The organism is Peribacillus sp. FSL E2-0218 (assembly GCF_037992945.1).
Classification (GTDB): domain Bacteria; phylum Bacillota; class Bacilli; order Bacillales; family DSM-1321; genus Peribacillus; species Peribacillus simplex_B.
In genome coordinates, this window is sequence record NZ_CP150304.1 from 387977 (window position 1) to 410328 (window position 22352).

General features: G+C 43.7%; 16 protein-coding genes. 14 read left to right on the forward strand and 2 right to left on the reverse strand.

Translation table 11 applies throughout. The annotated features are described in order from the left end of the window. Positions 1-582 precede the first annotated feature (582 nt). The 5 genes from MHI53_RS01935 (at position 583) to pbp4b (ending at position 7425) form a co-directional block, all read left to right on the forward strand. Positions 583-1314 carry a GntR family transcriptional regulator gene (locus tag MHI53_RS01935; protein ID WP_061142156.1) on the forward strand — a complete coding sequence of 244 codons (732 nt, stop codon included), beginning with the start codon at positions 583-585 and terminating at the stop codon, positions 1312-1314. After that, a complete protein-coding gene (gene gntK / locus MHI53_RS01940) occupies positions 1307-2851 on the forward strand; it encodes a gluconokinase (RefSeq protein WP_340372635.1) in 1545 nt (514 codons plus the stop codon). Before MHI53_RS01935 ends, gntK begins: the two co-directional genes overlap by 8 nt. A gap of 18 nt (positions 2852-2869) precedes the next feature. Beyond that, positions 2870-4216 carry a GntP family permease gene (locus tag MHI53_RS01945; RefSeq protein ID WP_340372636.1) on the forward strand — a complete coding sequence of 449 codons (1347 nt, stop codon included), beginning with the start codon at positions 2870-2872 and terminating at the stop codon, positions 4214-4216. 76 nt (positions 4217-4292) lie between these two features. Further along, on the forward strand, positions 4293-5696 hold the full coding sequence (gnd, locus tag MHI53_RS01950) for a decarboxylating NADP(+)-dependent phosphogluconate dehydrogenase (RefSeq protein WP_340372637.1): 1404 nt from the start codon (positions 4293-4295) through the stop codon (positions 5694-5696). Between the two features lie 352 nt (positions 5697-6048). Beyond that, positions 6049-7425, forward strand: coding sequence for a penicillin binding protein PBP4B (gene pbp4b / locus MHI53_RS01955; protein WP_061140625.1), 1377 nt, complete (start codon positions 6049-6051; stop codon positions 7423-7425). 186 nt (positions 7426-7611) lie between these two features. Here pbp4b and MHI53_RS01960 read toward each other — a convergent pair whose 3' ends face one another. Continuing rightward, positions 7612-8613 carry an iron-hydroxamate ABC transporter substrate-binding protein gene (locus MHI53_RS01960; protein WP_061140626.1) on the reverse strand — a complete coding sequence of 334 codons (1002 nt, stop codon included), beginning with the start codon at positions 8611-8613 and terminating at the stop codon, positions 7612-7614. 208 nt (positions 8614-8821) lie between these two features. Here MHI53_RS01960 and MHI53_RS01965 point away from each other — a divergent pair, with 208 nt between their 5' ends. The 8 genes from MHI53_RS01965 (at position 8822) to MHI53_RS02000 (ending at position 20469) form a co-directional block, all read left to right on the forward strand. Continuing rightward, a complete protein-coding gene (locus tag MHI53_RS01965) occupies positions 8822-9790 on the forward strand; it encodes an iron ABC transporter permease (protein WP_260320087.1) in 969 nt (322 codons plus the stop codon). Further along, on the forward strand, positions 9790-10815 hold the full coding sequence (locus MHI53_RS01970; RefSeq protein WP_061140628.1) for an iron ABC transporter permease: 1026 nt from the start codon (positions 9790-9792) through the stop codon (positions 10813-10815). The genes MHI53_RS01965 and MHI53_RS01970 overlap by 1 nt, the downstream gene beginning before the upstream one ends. A gap of 320 nt (positions 10816-11135) precedes the next feature. Next, the gene (gene hutP, locus MHI53_RS01975; protein ID WP_061140629.1) at positions 11136-11585 is read left to right on the forward strand and encodes a hut operon transcriptional regulator HutP; all 450 of its coding nucleotides are present in this window, start codon (positions 11136-11138) and stop codon (positions 11583-11585) included. A 114-nt stretch (positions 11586-11699) separates the two neighbouring features. Beyond that, on the forward strand, positions 11700-13217 hold the full coding sequence (gene hutH / locus MHI53_RS01980; protein WP_340372638.1) for a histidine ammonia-lyase: 1518 nt from the start codon (positions 11700-11702) through the stop codon (positions 13215-13217). 287 nt (positions 13218-13504) lie between these two features. Further along, positions 13505-14899 (forward strand): amino acid permease, encoded by a 1395-nt coding sequence (locus MHI53_RS01985; RefSeq protein WP_260320088.1) that lies wholly within the window; start codon positions 13505-13507, stop codon positions 14897-14899. A 964-nt stretch (positions 14900-15863) separates the two neighbouring features. Continuing rightward, a complete protein-coding gene (locus MHI53_RS01990; protein WP_061140632.1) occupies positions 15864-17069 on the forward strand; it encodes a glycine betaine/L-proline ABC transporter ATP-binding protein in 1206 nt (401 codons plus the stop codon). Between the two features lie 4 nt (positions 17070-17073). After that, positions 17074-18801 (forward strand): glycine betaine ABC transporter substrate-binding protein, encoded by a 1728-nt coding sequence (locus tag MHI53_RS01995; protein WP_061140633.1) that lies wholly within the window; start codon positions 17074-17076, stop codon positions 18799-18801. Between the two features lie 309 nt (positions 18802-19110). Next, positions 19111-20469 carry an IS1182 family transposase gene (locus MHI53_RS02000; protein WP_340372639.1) on the forward strand — a complete coding sequence of 453 codons (1359 nt, stop codon included), beginning with the start codon at positions 19111-19113 and terminating at the stop codon, positions 20467-20469. Between the two features lie 180 nt (positions 20470-20649). Here the strand turns inward: MHI53_RS02000 and MHI53_RS02005 are convergent, their stop codons facing one another. Further along, the gene (locus tag MHI53_RS02005) at positions 20650-20832 is read right to left on the reverse strand and encodes a hypothetical protein (RefSeq protein ID WP_061143190.1); all 183 of its coding nucleotides are present in this window, start codon (positions 20830-20832) and stop codon (positions 20650-20652) included. A gap of 250 nt (positions 20833-21082) precedes the next feature. On the opposite strand from MHI53_RS02005, the gene MHI53_RS02010 reads away from it, so the two are divergent. After that, the gene (locus MHI53_RS02010) at positions 21083-22003 is read left to right on the forward strand and encodes a nucleoside hydrolase (RefSeq protein ID WP_340372640.1); all 921 of its coding nucleotides are present in this window, start codon (positions 21083-21085) and stop codon (positions 22001-22003) included. The last annotated feature ends 349 nt before the right edge of the window (positions 22004-22352 follow it).

Genomic DNA, 22352 nt, shown 5'->3' on the forward strand with positions numbered 1-22352 from the left:
TATACTTTTTTTCATTTTATTTTGAATAATGATCTGAGTGAAAAAGATCAAAGCTAATTTTTGATATACTTCATGCTTTAGAAGATAAAAAGGAAGGTACTTACCAAACAGTTATTAGGAGATAACCATTCCGTGTCCATGGATACCTTGGAAAAGGCATTGTTACATGTAAATATTGATGTGAATCCTATTTATCTAGACCAATATATTGAAGTGGATTTAAGTAATTATCTCTTGGAACATTAAAGTATACTGCTGAAATAGCTTTAAAGCACTTTTTTAAAAGGCACGATCCATCATAGAATCAGTTGCTGCTGGAGGCTTAATGAGTAACCCAGGTAAAATACCTTACATGTGAAGATCTTTAAAGTCGAAGGCATCTTGCGGTTCATCCGGGAGGCCTTTTTTACGTGAGCATGAATGGAGTCTTACAAGCCAATGCTGCTTTATTATTCTCAGTTTCACGTTCTTTGTTTCCACGCGACTCCAGTGACAACCAGGAAAAGAGCGCTTGCATTATTCGAAATATTGATTATAATACTTGTATACAAGTGTACTTGAACTCTATAAGAAGGTGAATGTATGGCAGAATCAAAGGAATTTTTTTATCCTATAAAATGGCTTTCAAAAGCTTCTGCGGGTGATCGGGTAACTTCGGAGCTTAGGATGCGCATTATTTCGGGCATGATTGAAAGCGGTACCATCTTATCTGAAAATAAAATAGCTGCGGATTTCGGTGTCAGCCGCTCACCGGTTCGTGAAGCGTTAAAAATATTGGCATCTGAAAATATCATTCGCTTGGAAAGAATGGGTGCGGTCGTCATAGGGCTGACGGAAAAAAAATATTCGGAAATTTATGATGTACGGATACTCATCGAGACGTTTGTATTTGAGCGTCTAGTGAGGGTGGAGACGGATGACTTGGTGAGGGAGCTTAGTAAAATTCTGGAAATGATGAAAATCTCCATTAAATACCAAGATGCAGATGAGTTTTCCTATCAGGACGTCCTGTTCCACGAAACGATTATTCGATCCATCGATCATTCCTATATCCTGATGATCTGGGATAATTTGAAACCTGTGATGGAAAGTTTGATTCTTCTATCCATGCGTCATCGTATTAATGAAAAATATGAAGACTTTACACGGGTCATAAATAATCATCAGCTTTATATCGATGCGATCAAATCAAAAGATCGAGATCTCATGATCAAATCGCTGCATGTGAATTTTGATGATGTACAAGAGAAGGTCGAAGACTTATGGAGGGCCCAACAGATGCTTTCAAAAGGAGTCGGACAAGAAAATGACTAGCTATATGTTAGGTGTAGACATTGGGACAACCAGTACAAAAGCAGTATTATTTACGAAAAAAGGCGATGTGATCGGGCAAGCGAATATTGGCTATCCGCTTTACACACCGGATATGACAACAGCGGAACAGGACCCTGAGGAGATTTTTCAGGCTGTCTTGAAAGCCGTTTCAACGTTAACGAGACAGCATGCCGATAAAAAACCATCATTCATATCATTTAGCAGTGCGATGCATAGTGTGATAGCGATGGATGAAAATGATCAGCCGTTAACCCCTTGCATCACTTGGGCAGATAACCGCAGTGAAGCTTGGGCCCATAAAATAAAAGCTGAACTGGATGGGCATGAAGTGTACAAACGGACCGGGACACCGATTCATCCGATGTCACCATTATCCAAAATCACTTGGATCGTGAATGATTGCAAAGAGATCGCAGCCAAAGCTGAAAAGTATATCGGGATTAAGGAATATATTTTTAAAAGGCTGTTTGATCAATATGTTGTCGATATTTCCCTTGCGTCATCGATGGGGATGATGAACCTCAAAAGCTTGGATTGGGATGGTGAAGCCCTAAGAATTGCGGGAATATCCCGCAGTCAATTATCGGAGCTTGTGCCAACAACGAAGATCTTCAACAACTGCGACCCTGATATAGCGAAACTGCTTGGAATTGATCCGCAAACCGATTTTGTGATCGGAGCTAGCGATGGCGTCCTTTCCAATCTAGGTGTAAATGCTATCCGCAAGGGTGAAATCGCTGTCACGATCGGGACAAGCGGTGCCATTCGGACGATCATTGACGAGCCGAAAACAGACGAAAAAGGAAGAATCTTTTGCTATGCCTTAACGGAAAAGCATTGGGTGATTGGCGGTCCGGTAAACAATGGGGGAATGGTCCTTCGCTGGATTCGCGATGAATTTGCATCTTCCGAGGTGGAAACAGCCAAAAGGCTCGGAATCGACGCCTATGAAGTGTTAACCAAAATTGCCGAACGTGTAAGGCCAGGCGCCGATGGATTGCTGTTTCATCCATATCTTGCCGGTGAACGTGCTCCATTATGGAATCCAGATGTACGGGGTTCATTTTTCGGATTGACACTTTCACATAAGAAAGAACATATGATTCGAGCAGCACTTGAAGGAGTCATTTACAATTTATACACAGTATTTTTAGCCTTAACGGAATGTATGGACGGTCCTGTGACCCGAATCCAGGCTACGGGAGGCTTTGCCAGGTCGGCTGTTTGGCGGCAAATGATGTCAGATATCTTCGAATCGGATGTCGTCGTTCCAGAAAGCTATGAAAGTTCATGCCTGGGGGCTTGTATATTGGGTTTATATGCTTCTGGGGAAATCGATTCCTTCGAGGTCGTTTCCGAAATGATTGGCAACACCCATAAGCACACACCGAATGATGATTCGGTAAAAGAATATAGGCAGATATTGCCGATATTCATTAACCTATCAAGAGTATTGGAAAACGAATATACGCAGATTGCGAACTATCAAAGAAACTTGATACATGCTACAAAGTAAACACATGGGGGAGTTACAATGCCATTAGTTATTGTTGCTGTAGGAATTGTCGCTTTATTAATTTTAATAATGGGCTTGAAATTAAACACATTCATTTCCTTGATCGTTGTATCATTTGGGGTAGCTTTGGCACTTGGAATGCCACTTGACCAAATTGTAAAGACTATTGAAGCAGGGCTAGGCGGAACACTTGGCCACTTAGCGTTAATCTTTGGCCTTGGAGCGATGTTAGGTAAATTAATCGCAGATTCAGGCGGTGCGCAACGCATTGCCATGACCCTTGTTAACAAATTCGGTGAAAAGAATATTCAATGGGCAGTCGTGGCAGCTTCCTTTATAATCGGTATTGCTTTATTTTTTGAAGTAGGATTAGTATTATTGATACCGATCGTATTTGCCATTTCAAGAGAACTAAAAGTTTCGATATTGTATCTTGGCATTCCGATGGTAGCGTCGTTATCCGTAACACACGGTTTCTTACCGCCGCACCCAGGGCCAACCGTTATTGCCGGTGAATATGGTGCGGACCTTGGTCAGGTCTTGCTGTATGGCTTCATCATTGCGGTCCCGACCGTTTTTTTAGCTGGACCGGTATTTACGAAGATTGCTAAAAGATTAGTACCTGCATCCTTTACGAAAACAGGCAGCATAGCCTCTTTAGGAGAACAAAAAACATTTAAACTGGAAGACACGCCTGGATTCGGGATCAGTGTTTTTACCGCCTTACTTCCGGTCATTTTGATGTCCATTGCTACAATTATCACTTTGCTGCAAAAAACCATGGGCTTTGAAGATAATGGATGGCTGGCAGCGATCCGTTTTATTGGCGAAGCTGGTACATCCATGTTGCTTTCCTTGCTATTTGCGGTCTATTCAATGGGATTGGCAAGAAAAATTCCAATGAAGGATATCATGGATTCCTGTACAAACGCAATCTTGCATATCGGGATGATGCTCTTGATCATCGGAGGCGGCGGAGCCTTCAAGCAAGTATTGATCGACGGGGGTGTAGGTGACTATGTGGCTGAACTATTCAAAGGGACATCGCTTTCGCCAATCCTGCTTGCCTGGATCATCGCGGCAATTCTGCGTATTTCCTTGGGATCTGCCACCGTTGCTTCCTTAACGACAGCGGGCTTGGTTATTCCGATGTTAGGCCAGACGGACGTTAACCTCGCTTTAGTCGTTCTTGCGACAGGAGCGGGAAGTTTAATCGCTTCACACGTTAACGACGCCGGATTCTGGATGTTTAAAGAGTACTTTGGTTTAAGCATGAAAGAAACGTTTGCAACATGGACCTTACTTGAGACGATCATTTCAGTAGCTGGATTAGGCTTCATTCTATTGATCAGCTTATTCGTATAGGTCTATCCCGGCAGTAAATCCCCCATTTATCGGAGGGGTTACTGCCTATTATTCTTACATAAAAGGAGAAGAAATAATGTTCAATTCAATTGGTGTCATTGGTTTAGGGGTTATGGGCAGCAATATCGCCTTAAATATGGCTAGTAGAGGGGAACAAGTAGCCGTCTATAACTATACAAGAGATCTAACGGACCAGCTTGTTGCCAAGCTGGACGGTCAGTCGCTCCATCCGTATTACGAAATCCAGGACTTTGTTCAGTCACTGGAAGCCCCAAGAAAGATTTTCCTGATGGTGACGGCAGGGAAGGCGATCGACTCGGTGATCACATCATTGCTTCCTCATCTTGAATCAGGCGATATTATCATGGACGGCGGTAACTCCCATTATGTTGATACGGAACGCAGATATGATGAATTGAAACCTAAAGGCATCAGTTATTTAGGCATTGGGGTTTCTGGCGGGGAAGTCGGGGCATTAAAGGGGCCTTCAATCATGCCAGGTGGCGATAAAGACGCCTATGAAAAAGTCGCTCCGATCCTGACGAAAATCGCGGCCAAAGTAAATGAAGAGCCTTGCTGTACCTATATCGGCCCAAAGGGATCAGGTCATTTTGTAAAAATGGTGCATAACGGGATTGAGTATGCAGACATGCAATTAATCGCCGAAGCTTACACTTTCCTAAGAGAAAGACTCCATTTGGAAGTGAATGAAATTGCTGACATCTTTGAAACATGGAACCAAGGCGAACTGAAAAGTTATTTAATCGAAATAACAGCCGAAATTTTAAGGAAAAAAGATGAAGTAACGGGCTTACCATTGATCGATGTGATTCTCGATAAAGCGGGACAAAAGGGAACGGGTAAATGGACGAGCATGCAGGCCATCGATAATGGAATACCTGCTTCGATTATTACAGAAGCTTTGTTTGCACGTTACATATCCGCTCTAAAAGAGGAACGGATGAATGCCGAAAACATCCTGACGGGCCCTGAGAACGTTGGGCAAGAACTCGATAAAAATGAGTGGATCGACTACATCAGACAGGCATTATATATGGGAAAGGTTTGTGCCTACGCGCAAGGCTTCACGCAATATAAAATGTCTTCTGAACTTTACGGCTGGGATTTGCCTTTGAAGGATATTGCGCTGATTTTCCGCGGTGGCTGCATCATCCGTGCCGAATTTTTAAATGTCATCAGTGAAGCCTATCAAGAGCAGCCGAATCTGGCAAATTTATTAATCTCACCATACTTTGCCGAAAAGGTTACCGACTATCAGGCAGGATTGCGAAAGGTTGTTTGTGAGGGGATAATATCCGGTATCTCGTTCCCTTGTTTAAGCTCTTCACTCAATTTTTACGATAGTTACCGAAAAGGCATCTCAAACGCTAACATCTTGCAGGCACAACGTGATTACTTTGGTGCACATACCTATGAACGTCGTGATTTGGCAGGAGTCTTTCACACAGACTGGCAGTGATGTATCAGTCAGTACAATGGCTTAAAGAGTAAAGATATCGATTTAAAAAGACCACTTTAGAAGTGGTCTTTTTAGTTTGTGGATTTTTATCGCTCTTTTCAATTACATTTGAATTTTCGTTTTACATCATCATAGTGTTCATTGTGAATATAGTCCTGTTTGCGAAAGAATCCCTCTTTTATTCAAGTTATGACTTTTGAGCCATCTTTCGAATCATTTTGGAATTAACTAGGAGGTTTATTCGTGGATGTTATAAAATAAAAAATAAAAAATAAATGATGACGGTTACGAATACGCGTTCAAACATTTACGGTACAAGGTTTATGAATTGGAATTTCATAGGGGGAATATGATGAAAAAATGGACAAGCTGTACACTGAGTTCAATTTTGGCATTTTCTTTATTTATATCTTTCACATCCTATGCACAAGCAAATTCAAACAAAGAGACTGCAGTGAGTAAGGAAGCGGGCAACTCGTTTCCGGTGTTAACAAAAGCAAGAAAACCGGAAGATGCGGGCTTTTCATCGGAAAAGTTGGAAAAGGTCGACCGGTTGATTGAAATGGAGGTGGCTTCCGGGTTCCCCGGGGCTGCGTTGATTGTTATCAAGGACGGAAAAATCGTTAAAAATGATAGCTACGGGTACAAACGGAAGTTCAATGAGCATACGCCTCTTAAGCGGTTTCAGAAGATGAAAGACGATACAATGTTTGACCTTGCTTCAAACACGAAGATGTATGCGACTAATTTTGCGCTTCAAAAATTAGTCAGTGAAGGCAAGCTCGATATCGAGGCAAAAGTTCAGCAATATATTCCTGATTTCAAAGATGCGGAAGGGGATGTAATCAAGGGGAAGGATACCTTGAGGATCATTGATGTCCTTCATCATACCGCCGGTTTTAAGCCGGATCCGCAATATCACAATCCAACTGTTTCAAAGGAACTCTACTCACAGGAGCGGGATAAAACGATTTCGTTCCTATCGAAAACACCGCTGACCTATGTACCGGGAACGCAGAACGTATACAGTGATGTCGATTATATGCTGCTCGGTGCGATTATTGAAAAAATAACGGGTCAGCCGCTTGATACGTACGTTGAAAATGAAGTGTACAAGCCGCTTAACTTGAAACATACAAAATTCAATCCGCTTCAAAAGGGGTTCAAGCCAAAGGATTTTGCTGCAACGGAATTGCTAGGCAACACACGGGATGGCGTGATAGCATTTCCTAACATTCGCACATACACGCTTCAAGGGGAGGTCCATGATGAAAAGGCCTTTTATTCGATGGGGGGCGTTTCAGGTCATGCAGGTCTTTTTTCCAATACGAAAGATCTCGCTGTCCTGCTGCAGGTGATGCTGAATGGCGGGGGATACGGAAAGCATGCGTTTTTTGATCAAGAAACGATCGATGAGTTCGTTGCACCTTCCGAGATCAATCCGACTTATGGCCTTGGCTGGAGACGAAATGGCGATGCAAGCATGGAGTGGATGTTCAGTCCTTATGCCAGTGAGAGTGCCTACGGTCACACAGGCTGGACGGGAACGGTCACGATCATTGATCCCGAGAAACAGTTAGGCATTGTTTTGCTTACGAATAAAAAGCATTCACCGCTCGTAAACCCTGCAGCCAATAGCAATCAGTTCTACGGTGACCTCTTTAAAACAGGAGGTTATGGAAGCGTCGTAACGGCGATCTATGAAGCGTTGGAAAGTAATGAAAAATAGAGGATGCGTACTGACTCGCATTCCAGCTGCTTGCGATTAAAAGAGATATATCAACGAGAAATCGAGATATATCGACGAAAATTGGAATTTATCAACGAAAAGCCGAGATATATCGACGAAAACGGAAATAGGAGTTCGAGCTATTAAAAAAATCAAGGCTATCACCAGATGTGATAGCCTTGATTTTTATTTCACTAAACTTTTTAACACATTATCAATGATTTGTTCGTTAGCGATAGGTCCTGTGTATAACCAGCTTTCGTCGGCAGAAAACTCATGTACATTTCCTGCTTTTACAGCAGGGATGCTTTTCCATAGTGCTTCATTAAGTGCTTTTGAGCCAGTGGATGTATCGCTATTGATCAAGAATAGGTGATCGGCGTCCATTTCCACTAATTTCTCTAATGAAATGGCACTCCAATTTCCTGTTGCACTAGCGGAAATTTCCTTGACAACACCCGGTTCCTTCAAGCCTAAATCGTCATACATGACAGCTCCGCTCGATAGGTTGTCACTAACGACGAAGAACTTGCCGCCGACAAGCCAAACGGCTGCCACGGAAGGGTTGTCCGTTTCTTTTTCAAGCGTTTTTTTAGCTTCTGCAGCTTTCGCCTCGTACTTGTCTAAAGCCTTCTTGGCTTCATCTTCTTTGCCGAACACTTGTCCAACGCGCTTAAGTTCATCACGCCAATCATTGTTCACCTCGGTACCGATTACATAAGTAGGGGCGATTTTATTGTATTGCTCATATTTCCCGCCTTCGACCATGCTTGCAGAGTCCATGATGATCAAGTCCGGCTTCATTTTTTGAACAGCTTCGAATGGAAGGTCGTGTGGAATGGTAGGAACCCCATCAAGGTCCTTCTGTAAATACCCTTGAATGCTTGCTCCATCTTTTACACTCCATTGCGCGACTGGTTTAACACCCAATGTGACAAGATTATCTTCAAGGTATGACGCGATGACACGCTTCGGCTTGGCCGGAATCGTGACTTTATGTCCCATTGCATCCGTTAACGTTCTTGTCTTCACTTCTTCTTGGTTATCTTTATTGGAAGTTTGATCCGTTTTATTTGTCGAAGATTGGCTATCCTTCGCTCCTTCATCACCACAGGCAGCCAATGAAATGGCTAACAGTCCAGCGCCCAAAAGTTGCAGCATTTTTTTCTTGCTTATCACGTTATACATTTAAATCCCCCTAAAAATATGATAAAATTATCTATGCATGATAATGATTCTCGATTTCAATTAATTTAAATATAGAAATCATTCATTGTCAATCGTTATTTTTTAGGGATAATCCCTCTGGAGAGTAGTTGTACAGATGAATTCAAAAACAAAAATCGACAAGATACCACTAAATACATATAAAAATAGAGTAACCAGCTTGGTCATCATGATAGTGGGCCTTGCATGCTTACTCGTTTCGATTATTGCTTCAATCAATCTCGGTGCCGCCGATTTGAGCTATCGTGATGTATATAATGCATTATTTCAATTTGATGAAGACAATCCCGCTCATACGATCATTCGCCAATTAAGATTTCCGCGGGCAATCGCTGCAGTGTGTGTAGGAGCGGCGTTAGCCGTCTCAGGGGCAATCATGCAGGGAATGACGAGGAATCCATTGGCTGATCCTTCCATACTGGGTGTAACCGCCGGATCATCGTTTTTCATTGCGATTGCGCTTGTGGTCATGCCGGGTATAACGTATCTGGGCTTAATGATGTTCTCTTTTGCCGGTGCAGGGTTGGGCGCAGCATTGGTTTTCGGAATCACATCGTATTCAAGGGGCGGCATAACGCCTGTCAAGCTCGCACTCGCCGGCTCGGCGATAGCATCCTTGCTTAGCTCGCTTTCAACTGCGGTCGGGATCAAATTCAATATTTCAAAAGATATCAGCTATTGGTTTGCCGGAGGGGTTTCAAGTGTGCAGCCGCAGCATGTTTTATTTACGCTTCCATTTATCGTGGTGGGGATATTGGTAGCCTTGGTTCTTTCCCGCTCCATTTCCATTCTTAGCTTAGGGGAAGAGGTGGCAAAGGGACTTGGGCAAAATACCGGAATCGTGAAGCTTATAGGAATGATTGCGGTGCTGCTGCTGACCGGAGCTGCAGTATCGATTGCAGGCATGATTGGGTTCGTAGGCCTGGTCATTCCTCATATCACCAGGTTTTTGGTCGGGAATGATTATAGGCTGATCATCCCTTGTTCCGCCATTCTTGGTGGCGTGCTATTGCTGGTTGCCGATATCGTTGGACGGATGGTGAATGCCCCATTCGAGACGCCTGTCGGGGCCATCACAGCCATCATTGGCGTTCCCTTTTTCCTTTATTTAGCTCGTAAAGAAGGGAGGGGACTATGATGCCGAAGCATTCCGGCCCCAATGAGGGACGCTTTAAGAAGCTGCTTGCCTTAACAAGCATTTTAACCATAATTGTGTTTTTTATCAGTATTAACGCAGGATACCTCAAGATTCCGCTGATGGATGTTATATCAACATTATTAGGAAATGGCACTGCTGAAAATGAATTGACCATTTTCGATTTCCGTTTGCCAAGGATCGTCATGGCGATCCTTGTAGGAATGGGGATTGCCGTTTCGGGAGCGATTTTACAGGGCGTTTCCCAAAATCCATTAGCCGACCCTGGCATATTGGGCATCAACGCAGGAGCAGGATTCACGGTCGTCCTTTATATGTTCTTTTTCCAGGGCACTGCATTCTTCAATGGAGGATCTTCCGTTTTCATCATGCCCATCACGGCCTTGCTTGGTTCGTTCATTGCCGCGTTTTTAATTTATGTTCTTTCCTGGAAAAAAGGCCAGGTGACGCCTGCGAGGCTATTACTGGTCGGGATCGGCATCAATGCCGCGTTCGGAGCAGGTTTGGTCATTTTCCAGATGAAAATGGAACCGAACAATTTCATGAAGGCATTAATCTGGTTATCGGGAACGATTTGGGGCACGAACTGGACGTTTGTCTGGGCGTTATTACCGTGGTTGGTTGTCTTGATTCCTTTCGCCATTTATAAATCAAAAGTATTGGACGTTCTGCGGTTAGGTGATTCGATCGCCATCGGCGTCGGTGTACGGATAGAAAAGGAACGCAGGTTATTATTGATGGTTTCCGTCGCACTGGCTGGTGTATGTGTTTCCGTGGGCGGGGGCATAACCTTTTTAGGTCTGATCGCCCCGCATATGGCGAGAAGGCTAGTGGGGGGGACACACGCAAGATTATTGCCATTGACTGCAATCCTAGGTGCTTTATTGCTGTTATCCGCCGATACATTGGGACGGGTCATCATGGCCCCGATGGAACTGCCGGTGGGGATCATCGTCTCGATTCTAGGAGCTCCGTACTTCATTTACTTGCTTGTGAAAAACATTTAGCTATTGAAGTTGTGCAAGGGTTGTACCATATAAACTGGAAGGAGATGCCGTCTGATTTTGCAGGCGGCCTCTTTTTTGTTCCAAAGCGGAGTCCAGGGCCGCCCGCGGAAAGCAAGATTTTAACATTGTTTTACGCTGGATGAAGAGGAAAGAGAGTCAAATTTCAGGAAGCGAAGCCTGTAGCCCGAATATGCATGTAGTGGGATGAAAGTCTCGCAATAAAAAGAAATCTGAAAAAGAGGTTGACCGGACGGCTTGTACCCGCTTACAATAATATGTAGTTATTAGTCAATTTAGAAAATTGAAAATGAGGTCCTTGCATGACTAAGGAATTCGACAGAAGAATCGGGCGCCATGCAATCATGTACGCGTTTGCGGAAGAAGAGGAAGAAATTTCATTAACGAATGATTTAAAGCGAATGGATTGGCTTTATGGAAAAGGGAAGGTCGGTTCGATGGAGCTGCAGAAAATTGTGGCAGCCATCGAGACATCAGCGAAAAGGCTGGGACTGGTCAATCCCGATATATATCGTGAAATGCATGCGCTGTACCATGCGATCATCGAGGCATTGCACGGGGTGACTCGAGGCCAAGTCGAGCTTGGCGGTCTATTGAGGACGGCGGGCCTTCGGTTTGCAATCGTCCGAGGCAGGCCCTTCAAGAACGGTGATGAGGGCGAATGGATTGCAGTCGCCGTGTATGGAACGATCGGCGCACCGGTTCGGGGATTCGAGCATGAAGCGGTTGGCTTGGGAATTAACCACATTTAAATATTTAAAAGCCTATAGTTAATTAGTGAATTAGGGGGCTGTATTGATGACTGGATAAGTCTGTCAATATGGCCTCCTTTTTGTTTGTGAAAAAAGGATGAGGGGTGCAGGAAAATGATTACGTTAACAGGCCAAACTTTAACGATTGAAGATGCGAAGCAAGTATTGTATGGAGGGGCATTCGTCACGGCATCAGCCGAGAGTGTCGAGAAGGTGGAAAAAAGCCGGGAGGCGGTTGAGAATATCGTGAAACAAAAGAAAGTCGTCTATGGGATTACAACAGGTTTCGGAAAATTCAGCGATGTGCTGATTGATGCAGGTGATGCAGAGCAGCTGCAGTGGAATTTGATCCATTCTCACGCATGCGGTGTAGGCGAACCGTTTCCTGAGGTGGTTTCAAGAGCGATGGTCCTACTCCGTGCCAATGCGCTCTTAAAAGGGTTCTCCGGGGTGCGTCCTGTGGTCATCGAACGCTTGATCGAGCTTTTGAATGCCGGGGTCCATCCGGTCATCCCTCAGCAAGGTTCACTTGGGGCGAGCGGCGACTTGGCGCCTCTTTCCCATTTGGCGCTGGTATTGATGGGGGAAGGAGAAGTGTTCTACAAAGGTGACCGAATGGAGGCGATCACCGCATTATCGAAAGAAGGGATTCTGCCGCTGACGCTTAAAGCGAAAGAAGGATTGGCATTAATCAACGGAACGCAGGCGATGACGGGGATGGGCCTGGTCAATTATATCGAAGCGGAACAGCTTGCCCATCAAACGGAGGCGATTGCTTCCTTGACGTTAGAAGGGCTGCGCGGCATTGAAGACGCCTTTGATCCGGATGTTCATCTTGCCCGCGGTTATCGCCAGCAAACGGAGGTCGCGGAACGGATTCGCCGCATGATCCATGGCAGCCAGCTCATCACCAAGCAAGGGGAGCTCAGGGTACAGGATGCGTATTCGCTTCGGTGCATTCCTCAGGTTCATGGGGCATCATGGCAAACTCTCGATTATGTCAAAGAAAAACTGGAAATTGAAATGAATGCTGCAACGGATAATCCGCTTATATTCGATGATGGTGAAAAGGTGATTTCAGGCGGAAACTTCCATGGCCAGCCGATAGCGTTTGCGATGGACTTCATGAAAATCGCCGTTGCCGAGCTTGCGAACATTTCCGAGCGCCGGATCGAGCGACTCGTCAATCCCCAGTTGAATGATTTACCGCCATTCCTGAGTCCGTCGCCTGGCTTGCAATCGGGAGCGATGATCATGCAATATTGCGCCGCTTCACTCGTCTCTGAAAATAAGACACTCGCCCATCCGGCTAGTGTGGATTCCATTCCATCTTCAGCGAATCAGGAAGATCATGTAAGCATGGGGACTATTGGATCGCGGCACGCGCATCAAATCATCCAAAACGTCCGCCGCGTTTTGGCGATAGAGCTCATTTGTGCCCTGCAAGCGGTGGAGTACCGCGGAACGGAAAAGATGGCTCCATTCACGAAGGATTTTTATACGGAAGCAAGAAAGATCATTCCGAGCATTACACAAGATCGCGTCTTCGCTAAGGATATCGAAGCAGCGGCTAGCTGGTTACTTGAAATCGACTGGAATTCGTTCATTCATGGGACCTTGCATACCACATAATGATAGGACGGTTTTCTTCTAAACGCTAGGCCCATGAGCCCCTTACCGGGTTTGTAGGCCTGGCGGCGTTTGAAAAAGTACATAGTTCCAAAAAACCCGAAAGTATCTTCTTGATTAGAGAAAAAGACCTGGATGCAGTGAAAATCGACAAGATTTTGAGAGATTAAAAATGCATGGTTGGAGGGGAATTTAATTTGGAAAATCGCCAATTGCAACTGCCCGGTAAAAATGAGCAAAACGAGCCGCCACATTCTTTGCAAAGAAAACTGAAAGCGCGCCATCTGACGATGATTTCATTAGGCGGTGCGATTGGAACGGGGCTCTTCCTCGGAAGTGGCCCAGCCATCCATTCAGCAGGTCCTGGCGGGGCGTTGGTCGCATATGCCGTCATCGGCATCATGGTATATTTCATCATGACAAGCTTGGGGGAATTGGCATCATTCATGCCAGTCAGCGGTGCTTTCAGTACATATGCCACAAGGTTCATCGATCCCGCCCTCGGATTTGCGCTTGGCTGGAACTATTGGTTCACTTGGGCGATGACGCTTGCCGCGGAACTATCTGCCGCAACGATGGTCATGAAATTCTGGTTTCCGCACAGTCCATCATTTTTATGGAGTTCCATGTTTTTAGTTTTGATATTCCTATTGAATTACGTATCCGTGAAAGGGTATGGAGAAGGGGAATATTGGTTTTCACTCATCAAGGTCGCGACCATCATCATCTTTATCGTGGTCGGTATACTGATGATCTTCGGAATCATGAACGGAGAGGCGATCGGCTTTAAAAATTTCACGGTAGGTGACGCCCCGTTCGCTGGCGGGTTCTTGGCGACATTGGGAATTTTCATAGCGGCTGGTTTTTCTTTTCAAGGAACCGAAATCGTCGGTGTGGCAGCGGGTGAAAGTGAAGATCCGGCAAAGAATGTTCCAAGGGCCGTTCGCAGCATCTTTTGGCGGATATTCCTGTTTTATATTTTAGCCATCCTGGTTATCGGCCTGATCGTTCCCTATACAAATGGGAGTCTTCAGGGGCACACAATCATGGTCAGCCCGTTTACGATGGTATTTGAAAAAGTGGGACTGGCATTTGCAGCTTCAGTGATGAATGCCATCATTTTAACGGCAGTATTATCAGCAGGTAATTCAAGTCTTTATGTGACAAGCCGGATGTTGTACTCGATGGCAAATGAAGGGCTGGCACCAAAACTTTTCGGAAAGCTCAACAAGCGAGGCGTTCCCATCTGGGGACTGATCGTCACTTCACTTGTAGGCATGCTGGCATTTTTTGCATCCATTTTCGGTGATGGAGTGATTTATGTTTGGCTGATGAATGCAGTCGGAGTTACGGGTTTTATCTTTTGGCTTGGCATAGCGGCAAGTCATTACCGGTTTCGGAAAGCATACATCGCTCAAGGGCATTCATTAAATGATCTTCCCTATCTGTCAAAATGGTTCCCTTTTGGTCCGATATTTTCCTTTGCCCTATGTTTCTTCGTTTTAATGGCGCAAAACTATCAGGCATTCATGGGAGACCACATTAATTGGGCGGGCGTAATGGCAGCTTATCTTGGCATCCCGTTTTTTCTGGTAATGTGGCTCGGCTATAAATTCGTTAAAAAAACGAAAGTGATTCCGTTAGAAAAATGCCGGATAAATTTCGATGAACATAGGAATGTGTAACGCATGGATGAAAGCCTTGAAATAGGAAATTATTTCAAGGTTTTATTTTGAGGATTTGGGGGAATAAGATACGGGATTATCCAAAGGTGGGATGTTCCAAAAGTGTTTCTGGGGTTTTTTGGAACTTTACAAATCGAAAAAAACTGAAAAAAATTACGGCGGAGGGTAGGACTTTATTTTTTCGGCTTGCCAGAACGTTGGTATATCAACGTTTTCTCAAGATTCCGGAACCCTAGTAAGGGAATGTGATTTTGGCCATTATAAGCAGGAATCCGGCCGCACATCATTTGAATTAATATTCATAGTTTGTTAAGGTAATGAAGTACTTTAGGGATAAAGGTTCAGTCCATGTGCTTGGACTGACCGAAGCTTTAAAATAAAAACCATTATATTTCAGTTGGTATATGCTGTGCCTGTTCGATTCCTCAGTAGTATTGCACCTCTTTTCCCTGCTTGAAATACTCAAAATAGACACATGGGAATCCTATATTATTTTCAATGCGTTTTGGTGTCATACCAAGTATTATTCCACCTGGTTTTAGGAAAATGAAGTACTTTAGAGGGTAATCGTTTGTCCGACGCCTGGACAATGTCTCTAAGTGGAAATCGTTTATGTTACAGGTGGTATAGGTTGTGCCTGCTTGTTCCCTCAGTTGTGATTACACCTCTTTTTCCTACTGGAAATGCTCAATTAATCACGCATATATAATCCAAGTAAAGAATTCCTTCTTGGGAACAATACATTACAAGAAGGCCCCTCATATATGTGTCAAATCCGCTTTTTTTGATCTATATATAGTATGGAATATATAGTATGGAACATAAGAAAAAGTGTAGAGCTAGAATCGTTTTTTACATTCCGATTATTTCAAGGGACGTGTGTATTAATCATCATCACTCGCATAAAACGGGGAAATTCAGCAAAACTGAATCATATGGGCAACTATTAGAATGAGGTGACTTGATGAAGCCATATGTAGAAGTCAGAAATGTCTCGAAAATTTTCGGCAAATCTCCAAAAGCTGCAACAGATTTATTGATTCAAGGCAAATCGAAAAAAGAAATACTGAAAGAAACGGGACAGACTGTCGGCGTTAATAATGTGAATTTCGAGATTTACCCTGGAGAAATATTCGTCATCATGGGTCTATCCGGAAGCGGTAAATCGACGTTGATCCGTATGTTCAATCGCTTGATCGATCCCACCCTTGGTGAAATATTGATTGGCGGAGAAGATATCGTAAAGATGAACGCCGCCCGTTTAAGAGAGGTCAGGCAAAAGAAAATAAGCATGGTATTTCAGAACTTTGCTTTATTCCCGCATAAAACGATATTGGAAAACGCGGAATTCGGGCTCGAAATCCAGAAGGTCGATCCTGCAAAACGTCATGATAAAGCCATGAAGGCGCTTGAGGCGGTCGGATTGAAGGGCTATGAAAATCAGCTTCCATCCCAACTTAGCGGCGGTATGCAGCAAAGGGTCGGATTAGCGCGGGCGCTTGCAAGCGACACGGACGTATTATTGATGGATGAGGCCTTTAGCGCCCTTGATCCACTAATACGTAAAGATATGCAGGATGAGCTGGTTGAAATTCAAGATCAGTATAAAAAAACGATCATTTTCATTACCCATGATCTTGATGAAGCATTGAGAATCGGGGATAGGATCGCGCTTATGAAGGATGGAAGCGTGATTCAGCTGGGAACACCAGAACAAATCATGATGAATCCAGCCAATGAATTTGTCGAGAAGTTCGTCGAAGATGTTGATTTATCAAAAGTATTGACAGCATCTCATGTGATGATCCGACCAGAGAAAATCTCAGTTGACAGAGGACCGAGGGTTGCCTTGGAAATCATGCGTAAACAGGGATATTCAAGCATTTTCGTTGTGGATAGGAAGCAGAAATTATTGGGGGCGGTGACAGCTGAACAAGCGCGTCAGGCCATGAGCAATAATCAATCGATTTCCGAAGTGATGACTACGGATATCCCGACAGTCAAAGAAGATGAATTACTAGGAAACCTTATGGACGTGATGGCAACGTCAAGCTTGCCGATCTCTGTCGTAGATGATGAAAAAAGAATTAAAGGAATTCTTCTCCGCGGTGCCGTTATCGGTGCCTTGGCAGGTAATAAAGATTCCTTGAATGAAATGGAGAGTGAATAATTCAATGAATATGCCGAAAATCCCACTAGGAGCTTGGGTCGATTCTTTAGTGGATTGGATAACTATTGTATTTGCTGGATTATTTACACTGATTACGAATGTGATTGAAGGACTTTTAAATATACTTGTCGACGTAATGAGTGCCGGACCATCCATCGTATTGATTGTAGTGCTAACCCTTTTGGTTACTTATACAAGCAGATGGCCATTGGGAATCTTTACACTTATCAGCTTGCTATTGATCGATAATCTTGGTTATTGGGAATCAAGCATCCAAACACTGGCTATCGTGTTATTGTCAGGATTCCTAACGATACTGATCGGGATACCGATTGGGATATGGTGCGCCCAAAATAATACAGTGCGCAAGATCGTCACCCCGATTTTGGACTTCATGCAAACGATGCCCGCATTCGTTTACTTGATTCCTTCGATATTATTCTTTGGAATAGGGGTAGTGCCGGGAATCATTGCGTCATTCATTTTCGCAATCGCACCGACAATCCGGATGACGAATCTTGGAATTCAGGAAGTGCCCAATGATTTGATCGAAGCATCGGATGCTTTTGGCTCGACTAGCGGCCAGAAGTTAATCAAGGTACAAATACCTTTGGCCACTCCGACGATCATGGCAGGGGTAAACCAAAGCATCATGCTCGCACTTTCCATGGTCGTTACAGCTTCATTGGTCGGTGCACCAGGACTTGGGGCAGATGTTTACCGCGCTGTCAGCCAAATAAATGTAGGACAAGGATTCGAAGCAGGACTATCCATCGTCATCATAGCAATCATTCTTGATCGTATTACGCAAAATCTTCGTAAGCCGGCTTACGAGCACATCGTTAGCAGAAAAATCATTGTAATCGTTCTTGCGATACTCGTGGTTGCTACTGCACTATTCACTACGTTTGCAAAAGACACGGGTGTGAAAGGCGATGAGAACAGTTTTGCTGCCAAAGCCAATTATGAAATCATCGGAATCGAACCTGGAGCAGGAATAATGAAGCAAACCAAAACCGCTATTTCCGATTATAAGCTAGATGATTGGAAGCTTGTCGAAGGATCTTCGGCTGCAATGGTAGCTGAACTGAAAAAGGCAATCGATAAAAAAGAACCAATCGTCGTTACAGGCTGGACACCGCATTGGATGTTCTCGAAATATGACTTGAAATATCTCGAAGATCCGGATGAAGCATACGGCGGAGCTGAAAATATCAATTCGATCGCCAGAAAAGGTCTTGAACAGGATGCGCCAGGAGCCTATAAAATTCTTGATCAATTCTACTGGGAAACGAAAGATATGGAAAATGTAATGGTTAATGTTGCAGAAGGAATGACTCCTTCAGAAGCAGCAGATAAGTGGATAAAAGAACATCAGGACAAGGTATCCAAATGGACCAAGGATGCTGTGCCAGGAAATGGTAAAAAAATCAAATTGGTTTATGTTGCCTGGGATACTGAAATTGCCAGCACGAATGTAATTGGCAAGGTATTGGAGAAAAACGGGTATGACGTAACATTAAGCCAAGTTGAGGTGGGACCAATGTTCGCCGGTGTGGCAAACGGAAGTGCCGATGCCATGGTGGCTGGTTGGCTTCCAAGTACACATATGGAGTACTATGATAAGTACAAAGCCGATTTGGTCAACCTTGGACCAAACTTAAAAGGAACGAAAAATGGTCTGGTCGTACCTGATTATGTAGAGATCGATTCGATCGAAGACTTAAAGTAATTAAAAAATAGGGAATCTCATTAGAGATTCCCTATTTCAGACTGTAGACAAACTCGATGAAAATCGAGTTTGTCTATTTTTATGGCCTGTACAATTTAGACGTTGATTTCCACTCCAGGCACTCGCTTTCCGCGGGCGGTCGGGGAGCCTCCTCGGCTTTGCCTGCGGGGTCTCCCCTAGACGCGCTTTTCCCGCAGGAGTCTCGTACCTTCCGTTCCAATCAATTTTGTCTTACCTTTTAGATAGAACACTTTTGACTGGAGTCATTTTTGTTTTAAAATTGAAGGATTAAAACTTGAGGTGATGAGGATGCTTTCTAAACATGATTCTATTCAGCGAGATCAACTTGAAATGATTACTTTAGATCAACTGGTGCCACCGAACCATTTGGTTCGTAAAATGGAGGCTGCCATTGACTTCACTTTCATTTATGACTTGGTGAAAGATATGTACTCAGAGGTAGGACGCCCAAGTATTGATCCAGTTATTTTAGTTAAACTGACTTTCATTCAATATACCTTCGGTATTCGTTCCATGCGTAAAACGATTGAAGAAGTTGAAACCAATATGGCTTACCGTTGGTTCTTAGGCTATGGTTTCCATGATAAAGTACCTCATTTCTCTACGTTCGGAAAAAATTATGAGCGACGCTTTAAAGATACAGACCTGTTTGAACAGATTTTCTGTCGCATTTTAATGACAGCTGCTAATAAAAAGTTAATAAGTGTAGAACACGTTTTCGTGGATTCCACCCATGTGAAAGCCAGTGCGAATAAACGGAAATTTGAAAAGAAAATCGTTCGTAAAGAAACACGAGCGTATCAAGGACGTCTTCAAGAAGAAATCAATCAAGATCGTGAAAACCATGGAAAGAAGCCTTTTCCACCAGATAAATTTGATAAGGAAGAAACCAAAGCAATTAAAGAAAGTACTACGGATCCTGAGAGTGGCTACTATGTGAAAGATGAACGAACAAAACAGTTTGCCTATTCATTCCATGCGGCCGCAGACGGCAACGGTTTTGTATTGGGAACGATTGTAACACCTGGTAATACACATGACAGTCATATTTTGGAGCCACTTGTTGAGCAAGTGATTGAGAAAGTTGGAAAACCAGAAGCAGTTGCCGCAGATGCAGCTTATAAAACACCAGCGATTACAAGCTACCTATTTAACAAAGAAATCACACCTGCTTTACCCTATACACGTCCTCGTACAAAAGAAGGATTCTTTCGCAAACATGACTATGTTTACGATGAACACTTTGATTGTTACCTTTGCCCTTCGGGAGAAACTTTAAAGTACTCAACAACAAATAAAGAGGGCTATCGCGAATACAAATCGCCCAAACAAATTTGTGCAACATGCTCATTTTTATCACGGTGTACGGAAAGCAAAGACCATCAAAAAGTAGTGACACGGCATATCTGGCAAGCATATGTGGAAGAAGCAGATCATCTGCGTCATCATCAAGAGGTAAAACCTATATATGCGAAACGCAAAGAAACGATTGAGCGTGTATTCGCAGATGCAAAAGAAAAGCATGGTATGCGTTGGACTACTTTAAGGGGACTTAAAAAATTGTCGATGCAGGCGATGCTTACTTTCGCTGCCATGAATTTAAAGAAGATGGCCACTTGGACATGGCAAGGTCCTAAAATGGCTTAACATAGTGGCTCGAAGAGCCCAAATCTCGTAACCTTTGGTCAAAATTTCAAAGGAATTTCAAAAGGGGTTCGGAATTTTTTAATTCCGAACCCCTTTTGTCTACAAACTGAGGGAATCTCATTAGAGATTCCCTATTTTTTTAGTTATCACAAGCTACAGACTGTTATGAATGAAGGGGGCTTAATGGATGGAAACGAACTTGCCTGTCAATTCTTCTTCCGTTACTTCAATCTTCCCTTGTAAATCTTCAGCCAGTAGCACATAGCTTTTGACACCGATGAATTCGGAATGCGAAATCAAAAAGAATTTTGTTCCTTTTTTGTACGCAAAAGATTCTTCTTTGATTAACTTATACATTTTCATTTTATCTTTTCCACCTTGACTATCATAAGTTCATCATTTTGCATGTATCGGATTAAAGAATGCAGTCATTATGTACAATTTTAGCTGTTCCAATAATCATGAGTCAAGACCATCACCGATTGTCAAATGATAGGCGTGTCCACCTTTGTCTGGTACTGCATATTATGGAATGGTAAAGTTGTGAATAAGGTTTGTTTGCTACATAAGAAATAAGCAGTGGTACATATTGAATCAGGAAGGTGTGGAAAAAATGAAACCAATCATATTCGATGTTGATACAGGAATTGATGATGCCCTGGCGATGGCATACGCATTACATTCTCCAGAATTGGAGGTGCTCGGTTTCACGACTTGCTTCGGCAATGTGGCCGTTGAGGATGCGACTCGTAATACGCTTACTGTTTTGGAAAAGTTAGATCGGCATATACCGGTGTTTAGCGGAGCCAATCAAACATTGAACCGCGGGGAAAAGAAGAAATACCCGAAGCATGTCCATGGCGAGGACGGACTGGGAAATACACGTAAGGAGGTACCATCCCTCCAAGCATCACAAGGAAATGCAGTGGATTTCATCATCGATCAAGTGAAAAGCCGCCCCCATGAAATTACGGTCATTGCAGTTGGCCCGCTGACCAATATCGCCTTGGCGATCAAAAAAGACCCGAAAATCATGTCCTTCGTCAAAGAGGTGATTATAATGGGCGGTGCAGTACGAGTACCGGGCAATGTAACCCCCTTTGCTGAAGCGAACATCCTATCAGATCCCGATGCTGCCGAACTTTTATTCTCATCAGGTCTGCCAGTAACATTGGTGGGGCTTGATGTGACCTTGCAAACGTGTTTACCGAAATCGAAGCTTGGTGAATGGCGTGCGTCTGGTAAGGAATCTGCCCAATTTCTTGCGGAAATGACCGATTATTATATGAAGGCTTATGATTCCTCCCATCCAGGCTTGGGCGGTTGCGCTCTTCATGACCCACTTGCAGTAGGGGTTGCGATCGATTCAGGTTTCGTAAGTACAGTACAAATGAACGTCAAAGTGGTGACCGAAGGCGAAGAGACAGGCAGGACAATCGGTCAGCCTGACCGCGAATCCAATATCCGCGTCTGCACGCAAGTCGATGCCGAACGATTTGTAAAACACTTTTTGGAACGGGTCATTCGTTCGTAGTAAGTCCGAATAAATCTGGAGTAAGGTCGAATTAAGTTGAGGTTAGGACGAATTAATCGGAGTAAGGTCGAATTAATCGGAGATAGGCCAAATAAATCTGGAGTAAGGTCGAATTAAGTTGAGGTAAGGCCGAATAAAACTGAGTAAGGCTGAATAAAGCCGCATCAGCTTCATATATATTTGTAAAAAGGACTTCCGTTTTGTCGGATGTCCTTTTTTGAATCCGAGTTGCTGATAAGTCTGGTGTTTTTTCGAATATTAATCAAACGTTTGATTAATTCCAGTCTAAAGTCACTATGGTTATGACTAGAATCATATATTTGAGCAAGGCTTCTGAAATAGTGGGTAA

Excerpts from the sequence above, each read along its gene's own strand:
- MHI53_RS01965 (WP_260320087.1), top strand. The coding sequence starts at position 8,822 with ATGATAGTGGGCCTTGCATGCTTACTCGTTTCGATTATTGCTTCAATC.
- hutP (WP_061140629.1), top strand. The coding sequence starts at position 11,136 with ATGACTAAGGAATTCGACAGAAGAATCGGGCGCCATGCAATCATGTAC.
- gntK (WP_340372635.1), top strand. The coding sequence starts at position 1,307 with ATGACTAGCTATATGTTAGGTGTAGACATTGGGACAACCAGTACAAAA.
- MHI53_RS01985 (WP_260320088.1), top strand. The coding sequence starts at position 13,505 with ATGATTTCATTAGGCGGTGCGATTGGAACGGGGCTCTTCCTCGGAAGT.
- hutH (WP_340372638.1), top strand. The coding sequence starts at position 11,700 with ATGATTACGTTAACAGGCCAAACTTTAACGATTGAAGATGCGAAGCAA.
- gnd (WP_340372637.1), top strand. The coding sequence starts at position 4,293 with ATGTTCAATTCAATTGGTGTCATTGGTTTAGGGGTTATGGGCAGCAAT.
- MHI53_RS01970 (WP_061140628.1), top strand. The coding sequence starts at position 9,790 with ATGCCGAAGCATTCCGGCCCCAATGAGGGACGCTTTAAGAAGCTGCTT.
- MHI53_RS02000 (WP_340372639.1), top strand. The coding sequence starts at position 19,111 with ATGCTTTCTAAACATGATTCTATTCAGCGAGATCAACTTGAAATGATT.
- MHI53_RS01960 (WP_061140626.1), bottom strand. The coding sequence starts at position 8,613 with ATGTATAACGTGATAAGCAAGAAAAAAATGCTGCAACTTTTGGGCGCT.
- MHI53_RS01990 (WP_061140632.1), top strand. The coding sequence starts at position 15,864 with ATGAAGCCATATGTAGAAGTCAGAAATGTCTCGAAAATTTTCGGCAAA.
- pbp4b (WP_061140625.1), top strand. The coding sequence starts at position 6,049 with ATGAAAAAATGGACAAGCTGTACACTGAGTTCAATTTTGGCATTTTCT.
- MHI53_RS01935 (WP_061142156.1), top strand. The coding sequence starts at position 583 with ATGGCAGAATCAAAGGAATTTTTTTATCCTATAAAATGGCTTTCAAAA.
- MHI53_RS02005 (WP_061143190.1), bottom strand. The coding sequence starts at position 20,832 with ATGAAAATGTATAAGTTAATCAAAGAAGAATCTTTTGCGTACAAAAAA.
- MHI53_RS02010 (WP_340372640.1), top strand. The coding sequence starts at position 21,083 with ATGAAACCAATCATATTCGATGTTGATACAGGAATTGATGATGCCCTG.
- MHI53_RS01995 (WP_061140633.1), top strand. The coding sequence starts at position 17,074 with ATGAATATGCCGAAAATCCCACTAGGAGCTTGGGTCGATTCTTTAGTG.
- MHI53_RS01945 (WP_340372636.1), top strand. The coding sequence starts at position 2,870 with ATGCCATTAGTTATTGTTGCTGTAGGAATTGTCGCTTTATTAATTTTA.